Annotated in this window: 17 protein-coding genes; 5 read left to right on the forward strand and 12 right to left on the reverse strand. The window is 60.4% G+C overall.

Annotated elements, in window-relative coordinates:
* Positions 1–110: 110 nt before the first annotated feature.
* From panC to dksA, 9 genes are all read right to left on the reverse strand, one after another.
* The gene (gene panC / locus PspCFBP13509_RS11240) at positions 111–962 is read right to left on the reverse strand and encodes a pantoate--beta-alanine ligase (protein WP_074847624.1); all 852 of its coding nucleotides are present in this window, start codon (positions 960–962) and stop codon (positions 111–113) included.
* Positions 959–1,759 (reverse strand): 3-methyl-2-oxobutanoate hydroxymethyltransferase, encoded by an 801-nt coding sequence (gene panB, locus PspCFBP13509_RS11245; RefSeq protein WP_065925304.1) that lies wholly within the window; start codon positions 1,757–1,759, stop codon positions 959–961. Before panB ends, panC begins: the two co-directional genes overlap by 4 nt.
* A 214-nt stretch (positions 1,760–1,973) precedes the next feature.
* A complete protein-coding gene (gene folK / locus PspCFBP13509_RS11250; protein WP_137212044.1) occupies positions 1,974–2,471 on the reverse strand; it encodes a 2-amino-4-hydroxy-6-hydroxymethyldihydropteridine diphosphokinase in 498 nt (165 codons plus the stop codon).
* Positions 2,472–2,473: 2 nt separating this feature from the next.
* Positions 2,474–3,877 (reverse strand): polynucleotide adenylyltransferase PcnB, encoded by a 1,404-nt coding sequence (locus tag PspCFBP13509_RS11255; protein WP_027605381.1) that lies wholly within the window; start codon positions 3,875–3,877, stop codon positions 2,474–2,476.
* Between the two features lie 696 nt (positions 3,878–4,573).
* Positions 4,574–6,013 carry a sigma-54-dependent transcriptional regulator gene (locus tag PspCFBP13509_RS11260; protein ID WP_137212045.1) on the reverse strand — a complete coding sequence of 480 codons (1,440 nt, stop codon included), beginning with the start codon at positions 6,011–6,013 and terminating at the stop codon, positions 4,574–4,576.
* A gap of 22 nt (positions 6,014–6,035) precedes the next feature.
* Entirely contained in the window at positions 6,036–8,990 is a 2,955-nt protein-coding gene (locus PspCFBP13509_RS11265; protein ID WP_027605383.1) for a sensor histidine kinase, read from the reverse strand.
* Complete coding sequence (locus PspCFBP13509_RS11270) at positions 8,974–9,150, reverse strand: hypothetical protein (RefSeq protein WP_003176118.1); 177 nt, start codon at positions 9,148–9,150, stop codon at positions 8,974–8,976. The genes PspCFBP13509_RS11265 and PspCFBP13509_RS11270 overlap by 17 nt, the downstream gene beginning before the upstream one ends.
* Before the next feature lie 176 nt (positions 9,151–9,326).
* Positions 9,327–10,214 (reverse strand): tRNA glutamyl-Q(34) synthetase GluQRS, encoded by an 888-nt coding sequence (gene gluQRS, locus PspCFBP13509_RS11275; RefSeq protein ID WP_137212046.1) that lies wholly within the window; start codon positions 10,212–10,214, stop codon positions 9,327–9,329.
* An 83-nt stretch (positions 10,215–10,297) separates the two neighbouring features.
* Positions 10,298–10,732 (reverse strand): RNA polymerase-binding protein DksA, encoded by a 435-nt coding sequence (gene dksA, locus PspCFBP13509_RS11280; RefSeq protein ID WP_005791430.1) that lies wholly within the window; start codon positions 10,730–10,732, stop codon positions 10,298–10,300.
* Positions 10,733–11,052: 320 nt separating this feature from the next.
* Between dksA and PspCFBP13509_RS11285 the strand changes: the two genes are divergently transcribed.
* The gene (locus PspCFBP13509_RS11285; RefSeq protein WP_137212047.1) at positions 11,053–12,225 is read left to right on the forward strand and encodes a pyridoxal phosphate-dependent aminotransferase; all 1,173 of its coding nucleotides are present in this window, start codon (positions 11,053–11,055) and stop codon (positions 12,223–12,225) included.
* Positions 12,225–12,935 (forward strand): DNA/RNA nuclease SfsA, encoded by a 711-nt coding sequence (sfsA, locus tag PspCFBP13509_RS11290; protein WP_065925299.1) that lies wholly within the window; start codon positions 12,225–12,227, stop codon positions 12,933–12,935. Before PspCFBP13509_RS11285 ends, sfsA begins: the two co-directional genes overlap by 1 nt.
* Here the strand turns inward: sfsA and PspCFBP13509_RS11295 are convergent.
* Positions 12,932–13,249, reverse strand: a complete 318-nt coding sequence (locus PspCFBP13509_RS11295; protein ID WP_137212048.1) for a Rieske (2Fe-2S) protein — start codon at positions 13,247–13,249, stop codon at positions 12,932–12,934. The two genes, sfsA and PspCFBP13509_RS11295, sit on opposite strands and share 4 nt — an antisense overlap.
* Before the next feature lie 156 nt (positions 13,250–13,405).
* On the opposite strand from PspCFBP13509_RS11295, the gene PspCFBP13509_RS11300 reads away from it, so the two are divergent.
* The 3 genes from PspCFBP13509_RS11300 to PspCFBP13509_RS11310 are packed head-to-tail and all read left to right on the forward strand — an operon-like array spanning position 13,406 to position 16,085.
* Positions 13,406–14,284 (forward strand): heme/hemin ABC transporter substrate-binding protein, encoded by an 879-nt coding sequence (locus PspCFBP13509_RS11300; RefSeq protein WP_137212049.1) that lies wholly within the window; start codon positions 13,406–13,408, stop codon positions 14,282–14,284.
* Between the two features lie 50 nt (positions 14,285–14,334).
* Complete coding sequence (locus tag PspCFBP13509_RS11305; RefSeq protein ID WP_178084544.1) at positions 14,335–15,318, forward strand: FecCD family ABC transporter permease; 984 nt, start codon at positions 14,335–14,337, stop codon at positions 15,316–15,318.
* Complete coding sequence (locus tag PspCFBP13509_RS11310) at positions 15,318–16,085, forward strand: heme ABC transporter ATP-binding protein (protein ID WP_065925295.1); 768 nt, start codon at positions 15,318–15,320, stop codon at positions 16,083–16,085. The genes PspCFBP13509_RS11305 and PspCFBP13509_RS11310 overlap by 1 nt, the downstream gene beginning before the upstream one ends.
* A gap of 244 nt (positions 16,086–16,329) precedes the next feature.
* On the opposite strand, the gene PspCFBP13509_RS11315 is transcribed toward PspCFBP13509_RS11310, so the two are convergent.
* Both PspCFBP13509_RS11315 and PspCFBP13509_RS11320 read right to left on the reverse strand, forming a co-directional pair.
* Entirely contained in the window at positions 16,330–16,602 is a 273-nt protein-coding gene (locus PspCFBP13509_RS11315; protein ID WP_027605391.1) for a TfoX/Sxy family protein, read from the reverse strand.
* 202 nt (positions 16,603–16,804) lie between these two features.
* Positions 16,805–17,149, reverse strand: a complete 345-nt coding sequence (locus PspCFBP13509_RS11320; RefSeq protein ID WP_065925294.1) for a pentapeptide repeat-containing protein — start codon at positions 17,147–17,149, stop codon at positions 16,805–16,807.
* Positions 17,150–17,196: the final 47 nt, after the last annotated feature.

The raw sequence follows: 17,196 nt of genomic DNA on the forward strand, positions 1-17,196 counted from the left end.
GATTACATTAAACCTAGCGTGTCGATATGTCTTGGCTTTGTCTGCGCTGTGGCCGGTACTTTTTTATACCGGCACAGCGATCAGGGCAATCGGCGGGGTGTTCAGAGGGGTCAGTCGAGGGTCAGATGCAGGTTGTCGATAAGGCGGGTCGTGCCTAGGAAGGCCGCCACCAGAATCACAATATCCCGATCCTCCGCCGTAGCGGCCCGCAGGTGCAGGCCCTGGCGCACTTCGAGGTAATCCAGGCGCAACCCGGCAGCCTCGATCTGCTGCACCTGTTCGGCACGCAGCCTGGCGAAGTCGTGATCACCGCTTTTGATGGCTGCGGCAATCTGGCTGAGGCTGCGGTACAGCACCGGCGCGATCGCACGTTGTTCTTCGCTGAGAAAACCGTTGCGCGAGGACAGCGCCAGGCCATCATCGGCGCGTACGGTGGGCTCGCCGATAATCTGGATCGGCATGTTCAGGTCATGGACCATGGCACGAATCACGGCCAGTTGCTGGTAGTCCTTCTGGCCAAATACAGCCATGTCCGGCTGGACCATGTTGAACAATTTGCTGACCACGGTCGCCACGCCTTCGAAATGCCCGGGACGGCTGGCGCCGCACAAGCCTTCGGACAATTGCGGGACGCTGACGCGGGTCTGGCCGGTCATGCCGCCGGGGTACATCTCCTCGACGGTTGGCGCGAACAGCAGGTTGCAGCCGGCCTGCAGGAGCTTTTCCTGATCGGCGGCCAGGGTGCGAGGGTACTTGTCCAGGTCTTCGCCGGCGCCAAATTGCAGTGGGTTGACGAAAATACTCGCCACGACAAAGTCCGCCTGCTGCACAGCCTTGCTGACCAGGCTGGCATGTCCGCTGTGCAGGTTACCCATGGTGGGCACGAAGCCGATGCGTTTGCCGGCCTTGCGGGCGTGGGCGACGGCGGCTCTGAGTTCGCGTACGGTTTTTACGGTGTTCATGCAGAGAATCCGTGTTCGGCGCCTGGGAAGGTCACGCCTTTGACTTCGGCGACGTAGGCACTCAATGCCGCGTGGATGCTGTCCTGGCCAGTCATGAAGTTCTTCACGAACTTTGGCACGCGGCCGGTAATCGACAGGCCGAGCATGTCGTGCAGCACCAGCACCTGGCCGTCGGTGGCCGAGCCCGCGCCAATACCGATCACCGGCACCTTAACGGCCTGGGTGATTTCTGCCGCGAGTTCGCTGGGCACGCATTCGAGCAGGATCATCGCGACGCCCGCCTGCTCCAGGGCGATGGCATCGGCGCGCATCTGGCGCGCCTGGGCTTCGTTGCGGCCTTGCACCTTGTAGCCGCCGAGGATGTTCACGGACTGTGGTGTCAGGCCCATATGTGCACAGACCGGCACGCCGCGTTCAGCCAGCAGGCGAATCGACTCGGCGAGCCATACGGCGCCCTCTACCTTGATCATGTGTGCACCGGCACGCATCAGTTTGCCGGCGTTCAGGAAGGTCTGCTCGACGGTGGCGTAATCCATGAACGGCAGGTCGGCGATGATGAATGCGCCGTCGTTCCCGCGCTTGACGCTGGCGGTGTGGTAGGCCAGTTCATCGGTGGTGACGGGCAGGGTGCTGTCATTCCCTTGAAGGACCATGCCCAGGGAGTCGCCTACCAACAACACTTCAACCCCGGCCTGGCAACTGGCGTGGGCGAAGGTGGCGTCATAGCAGGTGAGCATGGTGATTTTTTCACCTTTGAGCTTGAGGCTCTGCAAGGTGGTCAGGGTAATGTCTGGCATGAAAAGGGTCCTCGTTCAGGCGCTTGGAAACAGCGAGTAACGCGCGTGAGTCTTCGTTTATACAGGCGCACTGTCTTGAGAGCAGTGCTTATAAGGCCTGGATTGCGCCCTTCATTGCCGGGTTGGCGGCAGCGGGACGCCTATAGTCGTGAGGAGGACACGGGAAGTCAATTGGATGTGTTACCGCATTGTTACGATGGCGGTGTTACCGCTGTTACTGACGCGATTCAGCAACCGGGAGCCGTTCCAGGCCGACAAACGGGCAGGCTTCAAGCAGGGCGCTGAGGCGCTTGCCATCCGGCAATTGCAATGCGGCAGGTGCCAGTTCGGCCAGCGGATACAACACAAATGCACGCAGGTGCATCTGATAGTGGGGCACCTTCAGGCGCGGTTCGTCGATCAGGCGATCGCCAAACAGCAGAATGTCCAGGTCAAGGGTGCGAGGGCCCCAACGCTCCAGGCGCTCGCGGCCGTGGTCGTTTTCGATGGCTTGCAGCGCGTCCAGCAGGTCAAGTGGCGCAAGGCGGCTGTCCAGGGCGGCAACTGCGTTGGTGTAGCGCGGCTGGCCCGGGAGCAGGGAGTCACTTTGGTAAAAGGCGGACACACCCGCGACGCAAGTGTCTGGCAATTGCGCCAGCGCTTGGATAGCGCTGCGCAATTGCTGGTCCGGGGCTGCCAGGTTGCTGCCCATGCCGATGTAGATGCGTTCCACGTTTATTCGCCCGCAGCGCCCGAGGCATCGGCAGCACTGCGTTTGCGCTTGGTGCCGCTGCGACGACGCTTCTTCGGCCCTGCGCCTTCGCCATCACCCTTGCTGCCGAGGTCGCGAATCATGTCGCGGCGTTGGCTGTCATTGGCATCCTGATAGTCGGTCCACCATTCGCCCAGGCCGTCGGTCTGCTCACCGGCGCTTTCACGCAGCAGCAGGAAGTCGTAGCCGGCACGGAAGCGCGGGTTGTCCAGCAGCAGGTCGGCGCGCTTGCCGCTGCGGCGCGGCAGACGTTCCTGCATGTCCCAGATCTCGCGGATCGGCATCGTGAAACGTTTCGGGATAGCAATGCGCTGGCACTGTTCGGCGATCAGCTCGTGAGCGGCTTCCTGCATGGCCGGGATCGGCGGCATGCCACGTTCCTGCAGACGCAGTACGCGCTTGGGCAGGGCCGGCCACAACAGGGCGGCAAACAGGAACGCCGGCGTGACCGGTTTGTTCTGCTTGATGCGCAGGTCGGTATTGATCAAGGCTTCGCTGATCAGCGTGTGGGTATAAGTCGGGTTGTACTCCAGTGCTTCGGCGCTGGCCGGGAACAGTGGGTCGAACAACTGCAAGTCGACCAGCATTTCGAAGGTGTCGGCGGCGTAGCCGGAGAGGAACAGCTTGAGCACTTCTTCGAACAGACGCGCGGACGGGATTTCCCGCAGCATCGGTGCCAGCTCGCGTATCGGTGCGGCGGTGTGTTTCTCGATACCGAAGTTGAGCTTGGCGGCGAAGCGCACGGCCCGCAGCATGCGCACCGGGTCTTCCTGATAGCGCTGCGTCGGGTCGCCGATCAGGCGGATCAGGTTATTGCGGATGTCGTGTACGCCATTGGCGTAATCGAGGATGCGTTCGCTGACCGGGTCGTAATAGAGGGCATTGATGGTGAAGTCGCGGCGCTGTGCGTCTTCTTCCAGGGTGCCATAGACGTTGTCGCGCAGGATGCGCCCGCTCTCGTTGCGGGAGGACTGATTGGTGTCTTCCTCTTCATCGTTTTGCGGGTGGCCGGCACGGAAGGTCGCGACCTCGATGATTTCGCGACCAAAGTGGATGTGCACCAGCTTGAAGCGGCGACCGATGATTCGCGCATTGCGAAACTCGGCACGCACTTGCTCAGGCGTGGCACTGGTGGCGACGTCGAAATCCTTAGGCGTGATATTGAGCAGCATGTCGCGTACGCAACCGCCCACCAGGTAGGCCTGGTAACCGGCGTTCTGCAACCGTTCGACGATATTCACCGCATAACGGCTGAATTGAGCGCGCTGCAACGAATGCTGGCTGCTGTTGAGCACTTCAGGCGTGCTGCGTTTGTGTTGCGTACGACGCAAGGGAGAACGGAATGACTGGAACAACTTCTTCAGCATGGGATGCACTGTTTGAAGGAATGTTCGGCCATAACGAAGAATGACCGCATGATGGGCGGGGATTCTAGCATTTAGTCAGGGGATGGTGTAGGAACAAGCTTCGGCGTTGCGCCATAAGCCTTAAATCGTCAAATCCCGGAAACTACAAGGGGAGCCGAAGCTCCCCCAGAAGTAGTTGCGTGCTCTATTTTTATTATTGATTTCGGGCTTCTTGTTTTTGTTGATCGCCCTCGCCATGAAGCTTCACCTTCATGACCCTCCCAATCGGGAGTCAAGAGCAAACGGATTGCTTTGGTCGCTGTGTTGCTGATCTACGATCCAACCAGTTCAGGCTCTGCCTTAGGGCAGTTTTTGTTGTTCTCGGCCTGGTTGCGGGGCAAGCCCCAAATGCAACGCCTCTCCAAAAGAATCAGTTAGCTGCGCCTCCGCCGTGTTGTTTTTGTTATGCGTGAGTCGATTCGTCTTATTTTTATTGTCTTGTACAAAGCTTGTTATTGTTTTTGTACTAAGCATATAGCAGGGTGCGTGCCAACTTTTGCGACGCCCAGCAAAACCGGGGGGTTGAGGTGTTTTTTGGTTTTTGACGGGCGAAAAAAAGCCGGGGCTTCGTTACCGTAAGCCCCGGCTTTTGTTACGCGAAATATCCGCGGTAACAGTTTTTTCACATCTGAGGGTGTTACCTGTGGAGGCGCACCCTCAGCTTTCGCTGGCCACCCCGGTCTTGCGCCGTGGAATGCCCAGGCGCTGGCGGCGTTCCCACAGGCACTTGCGGCTCACGCCCAGCTTGCGTGCCAGCTCGGTCTCGGTCATGTGGTCCTGATGCTCAAGGACGAAATGCTGGAAGTAGTCTTCCAGTGACAAATCTTCCGTCGGCTCATGGCTGGTATTGCTGGCGCCGCCCTGTGTCGGGGCCAGGCCAATGAAATCGTCATCCTCCAAGTCACTGAGCTCAATGTCGATACCCAGCAGCTCGGCGGAAATTTCCGGGCTTTCCGACAGGATCACTGCACGCTCGACCGCATTCTCCAGTTCCCGCACGTTACCCGGCCACGAGTAATGCCGAATCGCCTGCTCGGCGTCCGGCGCGAACGTCAGGTCGGTACGGTTGATGCGTGCACTCTGGCGCAGCAGGAATGCGTTGGCGATCTCATTCACGTCGGCACCGCGCTCACGCAGGGCCGGCAATTTGAGCGCGATCACGTGCAGGCGGTAATACAAGTCTTCACGGAATTGACCGATCTTGGCCAGGCTCTTGAGGTCGCGGTGGGTGGCCGCGATCAGGCGTACGTCAACCTTCTGCGATTGCACCGAGCCTACACGTCGAATCTCACCTTCCTGCAGCACACGCAGCAGTCGCGCCTGGGCCTCCAGCGGCAACTCACCGATTTCATCAAGAAACAGCGTCCCGCCGTCCGCCGCTTCCACCAGGCCCGCACGCCCAGCGCTGGCGCCGGTAAACGCGCCTTTCTCGTGGCCGAACAGTTCGGACTCGATCAGGGATTCGGGGATCGCCGCACAGTTCACCGAAATCATCGGCGCCTTGGCGCGTTTGGACAGGTTGTGCAGGGCGCGGGCCACCAGTTCTTTACCGGTGCCTGACTCGCCCTGGATCAATACATTGGAGTCGGTGGGCGCGACCTTACGGATCTTGCCGTACAGGTCCTGCATCGGCGGGCAGGAGCCAATGATGCCGATTTCGCCGTTGCTGTTGTCGACTCCCGGTTTGTCGGCGCCGTTGGTGGCCTTGCCGGCTGGGCGCTGTTCGGCAGGCGCGCTGTTGGCAGACTGGCGGTCGCGCAGGATGCGGGCCACGGCCTGGAGCATTTCATCGTGGTCAAACGGCTTGGCAATGTAGTCCACCGCGCCCATTTTCATGGAATCAACCGCCGAGCGCAGGCTGGCATAGCTGGTCATGATCAGCACCGGGGTGCCCTGGCCAAGCTTGATCAGCTCGGTGCCCGGTGCGCCGGGCAGGCGCAGGTCACTGACAATCAGGTCGAACGTGGGGATGCTGAAACGCTCTTGTGCTTCCTGCACCGAGCCGGCTTCGCTGACCTGGTATTGATTACGTTCAAGCAGGCGACGCAAGGCAGAGCGGATAATGGTTTCGTCTTCGACGATCAAAATGTGCGGCATTGATTCAATTCTCTCGACGGTCTCAGTTCACAGCGGACGTCGCTTCGACATGACGCGGCAAGGTCACCCGAATACGGGTGCCGCGTTGGCTTTCGGTGTCAGCCGGGCTGTCGATGGTGATTTGTCCATAATGCTCTTCAACGATGGAATAGACCAGTGCAAGGCCCAGACCGGTACCTTCACCCGGGTCCTTGGTGGTGAAGAAGGGTTCGAACAATCGGTCCATGATGTTCTGTGGAATACCGCTGCCTTCATCTTCGACGATCAGATCGACGGTATGTTCGAAAGCCTCGGTCTTGACGCGTACCGCACCACCGGCCGGGGTTGCGTCACGGGCGTTGGACAGCAGGTTGATCAGCACTTGGGCCAGGCGTTGTGAGTCGCCGTCGACCCAATGGTCGGGGTCGCACAAGTTGAAGAACTGTACTTCGAAATTGCGCCGGTTCAAGGCGAGCAGCCCAATGGCATCCTGGGCCACTTCGGCCAGGCATACGGCCTCATCCAGATTCTGATGGCCGCCGGCATGGGCAAAGCTCATCAGCGACTGCACGATGCGCGAGACGCGCTTGGTCTGTTCGAGGATTTGCCCGCTGATTTCGATGATTTCGCCGTCTTCTTCACGCTCTTCCCGCAGGTTTTGCGCGAGGCAGGCGATACCGGTGATCGGGTTGCCGATTTCGTGGGCCACACCCGCCGCCAAGCGACCAATGCTGGCCAGGCGCTCGGAGTGCACCAGCTTGTCCTCGAGCATCTGGGTTTCAGTCAGGTCTTCGACCAGCAGAACCAGGCCGCTGTTACCGGGGGCCAACGGTTCATCGATCGCGGCTTTGTGCAGGTTGAGCCAGCGGGTCTGGCCGTCGAGGGCCAGGTGCTGTTTGTGCAAATGCTCGTCGGGCAGGTTGATAAAGCCCTGGAGCAGTTCTTTCCACGGATCGCCCAGGGTATTCAGGCGCGAGCCCACCACCCGTTGCGCGGCGATGCCGGTGAGTTCTTCCATGGCCTTGTTCCACATCAGGATCTCTTGATCCTTGGCTAGGGAACACACGCCCATCGGCAGTTCCTGCAGGGTCTGGCGATGGTAACGGCGCAAGGCGTCGAGTTCGGCCGCCAGGCCGGTGAGGCGTGAGTGGTAATCCTCCAGCCGGCTTTCGATGAAATGGATGTCTTCGGTGACGTAGTTTTCGCCGCCGGCCTTGTAGGGCAGGAAGGTTTCCACCATGTCCTGGGACACGCTGGGGCCCATCAGGCCGGACAGGTTGGCTTCGATGCGGTCGCGCAGGCGACGCAGCGCATACGGGCGGCGCTCGTCAAAGGGCAGGTACAGATCGCGCAGCGCCTGCTCGACTTCCTTCTGAGCCGCCTTGGCACCGAGGGGCTTGGCCAGTTGCGTGGCGAATTCCTGGGGCGAGGCCGCGTGCAGTTCGCGGCGCTGCGGGCGACGCACGTTATCCACCGCGCACGCCTCGGCGGCGCTGGTCTCTTCCGGGCTGGCATTGGTGAACAGCGAGATCAGGGTGAACATCAGTACGTTGGCGGCCAGCGAGGCAATCGCCGCCATATGCCAACTGGTGTCGTCCAGCACGTAGATCATGTTCAGCAGCGGAATGTAGAAACCCTGCAGGTTGCCGACCAACGGCAGCAGCATGGTGACGATCCATACCAGGATCCCGGCCAGCAGCCCGGCGATAAACCCACGGCGATTGGCGGTCGGCCAGTACAGCACCGACAGCACTCCCGGCAGGAACTGCAAGGTGGCGACAAACGCGACAATACCCAGGTTGGCCAGGTCCTGCCCGGCGCCGAGCAACAGGTAGAACCCGTAGCCGGCCATGATGATCGCGACGATGAGTGCGCGGCGCGTCCATTTCAGCCAGCGGTAGATATTGCCTTCGGCGGGCGGCTGGTACAGCGGCAGCACCAGGTGATTGAGGGCCATGCCCGATAGAGCCAGCGTCGTGACGATAATCAGCCCGCTGGCAGCAGACAAACCGCCGACATACGCCAGCAGCGCCAACGCCGGGCTATTGGCGGCGATACCGATACCCAGGGTGAAATACTCGGGGTTGGTGGTGGCCCCCAGTTTCAGGCCGGCCCAGAGGATCAGCGGCACCGCAAGGCTCATCAACAGCAGGAACAGCGGCAAGCCCCAGCTGGCGCTGACCAGCGAGCGCGGGTTGAGGTTCTCGGTGAAGGTCATGTGGTACATGTGCGGCATTACGATCGCCGAGGCGAAGAACACCAGCAACAGCGTGCGCCATGGGCCTTCCTGCAGCGGCGTGTGCAGGGCGGCGAGGGCGGTCTGGTTTTGCAGCAGCCACAGCTCCAGCTGTTGCGGGCCGTCGAACACGCCATAGAGCGCGTAGAGGCCGACGCCGCCGATGGCGATCAGCTTGATCACCGATTCGAACGCAATCGCAAATACCAGCCCTTCGTGTTTCTCGCGGGTGGCGATGTGGCGTGAGCCGAAGAAAATCGTAAACAGGCTGATCAGCGCACAGAACGCCAGGGCGACCCGGTGTTGCACCGGCTCGCGGGTCAGGATGCTGATGGAGTCGGCCACCGCCTGGATCTGCAGGGCCAGCAAGGGCAGCACGCCGATCAGCATGAATACCGTGGTCAATGCCCCGGCCCACGTGCTGCGGAAGCGGAAGGCGAACAGGTCGGCCAGTGACGACAACTGATAGGTGCGAGTAATTTTCAGGATCGGGTACAGCAGCACCGGTGCCAGTAGGAATGCACCTGACACCCCCAGGTAGCTGGAGAGAAAGCCGTAGCCGTATTGATAGGCCAGGCCGACGGTGCCATAGAACGCCCAGGCGCTGGCGTACACGCCGAGGGACAAGGTGTAGGTCAACGGATGGCGAATGATCGCCCGCGGAATCATTCCGCGCTCACTGATCCAGGCGACGCCGAACAACGCGGCCAGGTAGGCGGCGCTGATCAGCAGCATCTGAGTGAGGCTAAAGCTCATCGGCATCTTTTTGGCTCTGCAGGATGAAGGTCACGACGATCAGGATCAGCCACAGCAGATAGGGGCGATACCAGGCGCCCGTGGCGTCGATCCACCAATCCATGATGGCGGGGGAAAACAGGTAGATCCCGACGACCAGCAGCAGGACCAATCGATAGATGTACATGTTGGCCTTTGATTGAGAGTGCGGTAATGCAACGGTTTTCTGTAGGAGCGAGCTTGCTCGCGAAGGGCGCTAACCTAAACGCGTACATCCTGGATAAACGTGTTGCCTGGGAGTTTTTCGCGAGCAAGCTCGCTCCTACGCGATGGTAACGGATGGCTGGCAGGCTGCAAGCGCCTTCAGCGTAATTGCGCTTCGGCCAGGGTCAGTGTGCGTGGGATCCTGCTGGCATCCCAGTGCACAATGCCCCAATCCAGCAACTCCCGTGGGCTGGCATGAAGCAGTTCGTCGCCAGGCTGCTGGCCAAGGGCGCGCAGGGCTCTCAATAGCAGCGGCGTGGCCTGGTCGGGATTCAGCGGCGGGGAACGATAGGATTTGCCCAGCTTGTTACCGTCCGGCTGGACGATCAACGGTACGTGCAGATAGCGCGGCTGGCGCAGGCCCAGCAACTCCTGCAGGTACAGTTGGCGTGGCGTGGAGTCGAGCAGATCGGCGCCGCGCACGATATCGGTAACCCCTTGCCAGGCATCGTCGAGCACCACGGCCAGTTGATAGGCGTAGAGGCCATCGCGGCGACGGATGACGAAGTCGCCGACGTCACGGCCCAGGTGTTGTCGGAATTCTCCTTGTACGCGGTCAGTAAAGTGGTACTCCAACTCGGGAACACGCAGGCGGATGGCGGCGTCCTGCTGGTCGTGACCGGCATTTCGGCACAGGCCTGGGTAAATCCCGTCGTAGGGCTCCAATTGTTTACGTGAACAGGTACAGGCGTAGGCCAGGCCGTGGTTGAACATATCGTTCAGTACCTTGGCGTAGGCGTCATGCCGCTCGCTTTGTCGGACCAGTTCGCCATCCCACTCAAAACCGTAGCTCTCCAGGGCATGCAGGATTGCCGCCTGGGCGCCGGGCTCTTCGCGGGGAGGGTCGAGGTCTTCCATGCGCATCAGCCAGCGGCCGTGATTGGCGCGGGCATCGAGGTAGGAGGCGAGGGCGGCGACCAGGGAACCGAAGTGCAAATGGCCGCTGGGCGTGGGGGCGAAACGCCCGATATAGGTAGAGGCAGTCATGGGTCGGATACTACTGGAAAATCGGTAAATCCCAGAAACAAAAATGGGGCGTTCGCACGCCCCATTCGTTCAGCTCGGCTGGATCACTTGCCGACCTGTTTTTCCTTGATTTCAGCCAAGGTCTTGCAATCTACGCAGAGGTCCGCAGTAGGACGGGCTTCCAGGCGACGGATACCGATCTCGACACCGCAGGATTCGCACCAGCCGTATTCTTCGTCTTCGATCAGTTGCAACGTCTTGTCGATTTTCTTGATCAGCTTGCGCTCGCGATCACGGGCGCGCAGTTCTAGGGCGAACTCTTCTTCCTGGCTGGCACGGTCTGCCGGGTCCGGGAAGTTGGCCGCTTCATCCTTCATATGGTCAACCGTGCGGTCGACTTCCTGCATCAAGTCCTGCTTCCACTGCTTCAGGATTTTGGAGAAGTGCTCGCGCATGGGCTTGCCCATGTATTCCTCACCCTTCGATTCAACGTAGGGTTGGAAGCCGCTGATGCTCTGTTGCTTTGCTTGGGTGGACATGAATAGACCGCCTCTCACTCTTCTAATCCATTGCGCAGGATTGCAACGTCACCGACACCTGCCGGCCCTGCGGCTGCAAGCGGGCGAACTTACCAGATAGATTCAGGGTGCGCCACTCCCGGTTGTCGACGCCCGTCACGCAGGGGTTGCCAACTGCAGCAGCCCGCTGTGGCTGGGTATACATCGTCTCGAATGTTGATTTTAGTCGTTTTGCAAGCGCTTGCCGGGTTCATCTTGGACGGCCAGGCAGGCAATAGAGCATGTTTTACCGCGAGGGTTCGGTAGAATCCTGATTTTGTCCTCACCGTTAAGGAAGGCTAATGGCTCAGCCCTACAGTGCGCGCAGTCGCGCCATCGAACCTTTTCATGTCATGGCGTTGCTGGCGCGAGCCAATGAGTTGCAAGCGGCAGGCCATGATGTGATCCACTTGGAGATCGGCGAGCCGGATTTCACCACGGCTGAGCCGATCATCAAGGCGGGTCAGGCGGCGTTGGCCAATGGCAAGACCCGCTATACCGCGGCCCGTGGCCTGCCGGAATTGCGTGAAGCCATCAGCGGTTTCTACCAGCAGCGCTACGGATTGAACGTCGATCCCGAGCGCATCCTGATCACCCCAGGGGGCTCCGGCGCACTGTTGCTGGCCAGCAGTCTGTTGGTGGACCCCGGCAAGCATTGGCTGCTGGCAGACCCGGGTTACCCGTGTAACCGGCACTTCCTGCGCCTGGTGGAAGGTGCCGCGCAACTGGTGCCGGTAGGCCCTGACGTGCGTTATCAACTGACCGCTGACCTGGTGGCCAAACACTGGGATCAGGACAGCGTGGGCGCGTTGGTTGCCTCCCCGGCGAATCCCACCGGCACGATCCTCACGCGTGATGAATTAGCCGGGCTTTCCGACGCAATCAGGGCGCGTAACGGCCATCTGGTGGTGGATGAGATCTATCACGGCCTGACCTACGGCACTGACGCCGCCAGTGTGCTGGAGGTCGACGATGAGGCCTTCGTCCTGAATAGTTTTTCGAAGTATTTCGGCATGACCGGTTGGCGCCTCGGCTGGCTGGTGGCGCCGCCAGCTGCGGTCGGCGACCTGGAAAAACTGGCGCAAAATCTGTATATCAGCGCGCCCAGCATGGCCCAGTATGCCGCGCTCGCCTGCTTTACCCCGCAGACCCTGAGCATTCTGGAGGAGCGCCGTGCCGAATTTGGCCGGCGTCGCGATTTCCTGCTGCCCGCCTTGCGCGAGTTGGGCTTCGGGATTGCCGTAGAGCCGGAAGGTGCGTTCTATTTGTATGCCGATATCAGTGCGTTCGGCACAGATGCCTTCGCATTTTGTCGTCATTTCCTAGAAACCGAGCATGTCGCCTTTACCCCCGGTCTGGATTTTGGCCGCTATCAAGCGGGCCATCATGTGCGCTTTGCCTACACCCAAAACCTTGATCGACTACAGGAGGCGGTGGAACGAATCCAGCGTGGCCTGCGGAGCTGGCAAGGCTGATGCGTTTTTATCCTCCCCTCGAAGAAGGCCGGCTGATTCGCCGCTATAAGCGCTTTCTCACCGATATCGAAACCGTTACCGGCGAGTTGTTGACTATTCACTGCCCAAATACCGGTTCGATGCTCAATTGCATGGTGGAAGGCGGGCAGGTCTGGTTCAGTCGCTCCAATGACCCCAAGCGCAAGTTGCCCGGCACCTGGGAAATTGCCGAAACGCCCCAGGGCCGCTTGGCGTGCGTTAACACGGCACGCGCCAATCCGTTGGTCGAGGAGGCGTTGCGCGCTGGCGTGATCACTGAACTCAACGGTTTCACCGCGTTGAAGCGGGAAGTGCCTTACGGCCAGGAGAAAAGCCGCATCGACTTTCGTCTCGAATATCCCGACGGCGCGGCGTATGTGGAAGTCAAAAGTGTCACGCTGGGGTTTGATGGCACCCGGGTTGCCGCTTTCCCCGATGCGGTGACCCAGCGTGGCGCCAAGCACCTGCGGGAACTGGCGCATCTGGCGCGTGAAGGTGTGCGGGCGGTGCAGTTGTATTGCGTCAACCTCTCGGGGATTGACGCGGTGCGCCCGGCGCTGGAAATCGATGCCGCGTATGGTGCGGCCTTGCGCGAAGCTAAAGCTGCTGGGGTGGAAGTGTTGGCGTATGGGGTGCGCGTTACATCCGAGGAGATTTGCGTGGATCGTCGGTTAGACGTGCTGCTCGACTAGAGGTCCACCCACAGGCCCTGCTCGTCTTCGCGACCTTGCAGGGCCTTGAGGCTTTTACCTGCGCATGGGCCGGCAATGCACTCGCCGCTTTCGATCAGGAACAGCGCGCCATGGGTGGCGCACTGGATCAGGCTGGCGCTGTCGTCTAGGAACCGGTCGGGTTGCCACTCCAGTGGAATGCCGCGATGTGGGCAGCGGTTGATATAGAAGTAGGCGATGCCGTCCCGGCGTACCGCCAGCAGCGGGGTGCCATCCATCGTAAAACCGAGGCTGCTGTTGGGCGCGAGCATGTCCGAGGGGCAGAGAAACTTCATTTCAATCCTTAAGTGCCTTGACGTTCAAATGCAAACAATTATCAAATGCCGGCTTCGCCCGTTAGCTGACTGGGTGCTCAGTTCGATGCCCGGCAGGGGTTATCTGTCACATCGATGGGTGCTCGAAAGGCCCTGCCCTTGGAAGGAAACCCTGTTATGCGCCTGAGTGCCAGCGCTATTGCGCTTGTTGTCGGACTGCTGGTCAACCATGGGGCGCAAGCCTCTGAACTGCCACAACGCTGGGTGAGTGCCGGTGGGGCGCTGTCGGAATGGGTCTCGGCGTTGGGCGGTGAGCCGAAGTTGGTGGGTGTGGATACCACCAGCCAGCATCCTGAATCGCTCAAGGCGTTGCCAAGTATCGGCTATCAACGGCAATTGTCGGCCGAAGGCATTCTCAGCCTTCGCCCACAGGTGCTGGTGGGGACTGAAGAGATGGGGCCGCCGCCGGTGCTGGCGCAGATTCGCAGTGCAGGTGTCCAGGTCGAGATGTTTTCGGCGCAGCCGGATTTGCCGACCTTGAAGGGTAATCTTCAGCACTTGGGTAAGTTGCTGGGAGATGAGGCTAAGGCCAGTGCATTGTTTACCGGATATGAACGGGCCCTTGATCAGCAGAAAAGCTGGGTCGCCAAGGCTCAGGCCGCGCAGAAGGCACCGGGCGTGTTGCTGCTGATCGGTCATGCTGGCGGCAAGCCGTTGATTGCCGGTAAGGACACGGCGGGCGATTGGGTGGTGCAGCAGGCCGGCGGGCATAACCTGGCTACCCACAGCGGTTACAAGCCGTTTTCGGCTGAGTCGTTGGCAGGGTTGAGCCCGGATGTGCTGGTGTTTGCCGACCGCGCTCTTACGGGGGACGCGGCGCGCGCGGCGTTGTTCAAGGAGAATCCCATCCTGGCTTCGACGCCGGCGGCCAAGCGTGGCCGCGTGTTCGAGCTGGACCCGACCTTGCTGGTGGGTGGGCTTGGACCGCGCCTGCCGCAAAGTCTGGTGAAACTCTCGGCCGGTTTTTACCCATCACAGGCTAAACCTGCCCCATGACCACGCTGGTTAAGCCGAAAACGCTGTTCATCGGCCTGGCGCTGTTATGCCTGTTGGCGACCTGGCTCTCGTTGGCGTTGGGCCCGGTAAGCTTACCGTTGCTGGATACGCTCAAGGCGGCATTGCGCTTGATGGGCGTGCCGATAGAGGCGCAAGGCCTGGAACAGGCTGAGTTGATCCTGGGGCAGATTCGTTTGCCGCGTACGTTGCTCGGTTTGGCGGTTGGCGGCGTATTGGCGTTGTCGGGCGTGGCCATGCAAGGGTTGTTTCGTAACCCGTTGGCCGATCCGGGGTTGGTCGGGGTTTCCAGCGGGGCGGCACTGGGGGCGGCAATCGCCATTGTCGGCGGTGCATTTTTTGGTGGGTTACCGGAGGCATTCGGGCCTTATGTGCTGTCGCTGTGCGCGTTTCTAGGCGGGCTGGGCGTGACCGCGCTGGTTTATCGACTGGGGCGTCGTAACGGTCAGACCAATGTGGCGACGATGCTGCTTGCCGGCATTGCCCTCACTGCACTGGCAAGCTCGGCGGTGGGCCTGTTCACCTACCTGGCGGACGACGCCACCCTGCGTACCCTGACGTTCTGGAACCTTGGCAGCCTCAACGGCGCGAGCTATTCGCGGTTATGGCCCTTATTGCTGGTCAGTGCCGGTGTGGCGCTCTGGTTGCCGCGCCGGGCCAAGGCATTGAATACGCTGTTGCTCGGTGAATCCGAAGCCAATCACCTGGGTATTGATGTTGAAGGGCTCAAGCGCGAGTTGGTGTTCTGTACCGCATTAGGTGTAGGTGCTGCGGTGGCTGCGGCGGGCATGATTGGTTTTGTCGGGCTGGTGGTGCCGCATCTGGTCAGGTTGCTGGCCGGGCCTGATCACCGCGTGCTGCTGCCGGCGTCGATATTGGCGGGCGCGAGTTTGTTGCTGTTTGCCGACTTGGTTGCGCGACTGGCCTTGGCACCGGCTGAATTGCCGATTGGTATCGTGACTGCGTTTATTGGCGCGCCGTTTTTTCTTTACCTGTTGTTACGGGGGCGTGCCTGATGCTGCGTGTTGAAGACCTGCAGATCCGGCGTGGCCACAAGGTCGTGCTGGCGGACGTCACTCTGGAGTTGCTGCCGGGTGAAGTGATCGGTGTGCTGGGTCCCAATGGCGCGGGTAAGAGTACGTTGCTGGGGGCGTTGTGCGGTGAGTTGCATCCGGATCAGGGCGAGGTGTGGTTGGGGCAGCAGGCGTTGAAAGACTGGAGCGGACCGCAGCGCGCGCAGCGGCTGGCGGTGTTGCCACAAACCTCGACCCTGGACTTCGCGTTCCGTGTCGAAGAGGTGGTCGGCATGGGCCGTTTGCCCCACCAGGCGGGGCGTGTGCGCGATGATGAAATTATCCACGCAGCCTTGCTGGCGGCAGACGTCGCACACTTGAAAGGTCGCAGTTACTTGGCGCTGTCTGGCGGCGAGCGTCAACGTGTGCACTTCGCGCGGGTGCTGGCGCAACTATGGCCAGGTGAGTCGGGGCAGACATTGCTGCTGGATGAGCCGACATCGATGCTGGACCCCCTGCATCAGCACACGACCCTGCAAGCGATCCGCCGCTTTGCCGATCGTGGTGCAGCGGTGCTGGTGATCCTCCATGACCTGAACCTGGCTGCGCGCTACTGTGATCGCATTTTGCTGCTGGAGCAGGGCCGTCCCCACGCCTTGGATACACCGGCGCAGGTGCTGCGGCCCGAGCCGCTTAAGGCCGTGTTTGGTTTGGAAGTATTGGTTCAGCCGCACCCGGAGCGTGGGCATCCGTTAATCATTGCTCGCTGAGGCGTGCTTTTTCACAGGCAAAAAAAGACCCGGCAAAAGCCGGGTCAAATAACCGTGATTAGCCTGATGAGGAGATAATCTGAGAGTCCGAACCAATGGTCTTTCAGTTATCGGCTGATCTCGCGACCAGTTGTGATAATCATAACGATTCTCATTTGAGAGTCAACAGTTGTTTTTGAAGGATCTGCGGTTTTCCTCAAACGTCCGTTCGAAGTGCGCGTAAACATTGGGCCTTGCCGACGACCTAGCTCTTCTGACGCGCTGAAATGGCATCCAGCTGGCGGTTCAACGCCTCCTTACGCTCGACCGGAATGTCATTCCAGTGCACGTCCATCAGGGCCCCTTCGATCGCATAGAGCAACACTTTTGATGCGCGAAACCCGCGAGTCCTGACGGCTCGATACGCATCGACCGCTCCCAGGCGACGCAAGTCGGATGCACTGTGGATGCCCACCGCATGCAGCCACTGCGCTGACGTCTTGCCAAGGTTTTTCAGGTGTTGCAGCTCATCGTTCATCAAGCCTCCTTGCGACGGCCGAATGGTGCGGTGGGTATCGTGACCAGGCAGGCCTGAACAGCAGTGTAGCGCTCAGTAGGAAAAGCGTAGTTCTTTGGTCCGAAACGGCCAAAAAGCTTATAAGAATGGCGCGGGGATTTTGACGCTGGGCAGGCGTGAAGCACCCGCTACGCGTTGCGCGTAGTCGGGCTTGGATCGAATGTTACTTGGTGCGGTAGCGCAGGCGAGTGCCGAAATTGACCGACATGAGGATCTCATCGGCAGTCAATTCAGGCGGGAAGTAGGTGCCCGAAATCTGCGCATGGGCCAGGCTAGCGCCTTCCATTGAGCAGTCGCGCAAATCCAGGCCGCGCAAGTCGGCGGAGCGGAAATACGCGTCGGTGAAGTCCACGCCGGTGGCGTTCAGGTCGCGCAAGTCCAGCCCACGGAAGTCGCCGCCGCGCATGTCGATAATGCCGCCTGCCGGGCGTGCCTGATTGAAGCCACGAATATCGTCTTTATGCAGGAGTGCGTAGAGCGGTGTATCTAGAAGCTTGGGCTGACTCATGAAAACGACTCCTGTTGGATTTATGACGCCATTATAGTGCCACTATT

The sequence above is a fragment of the Pseudomonas sp. CFBP13509 genome (assembly GCF_005233485.1).
In the GTDB taxonomy this organism is placed as follows: Bacteria; Pseudomonadota; Gammaproteobacteria; order Pseudomonadales; family Pseudomonadaceae; genus Aquipseudomonas; species Aquipseudomonas marginalis.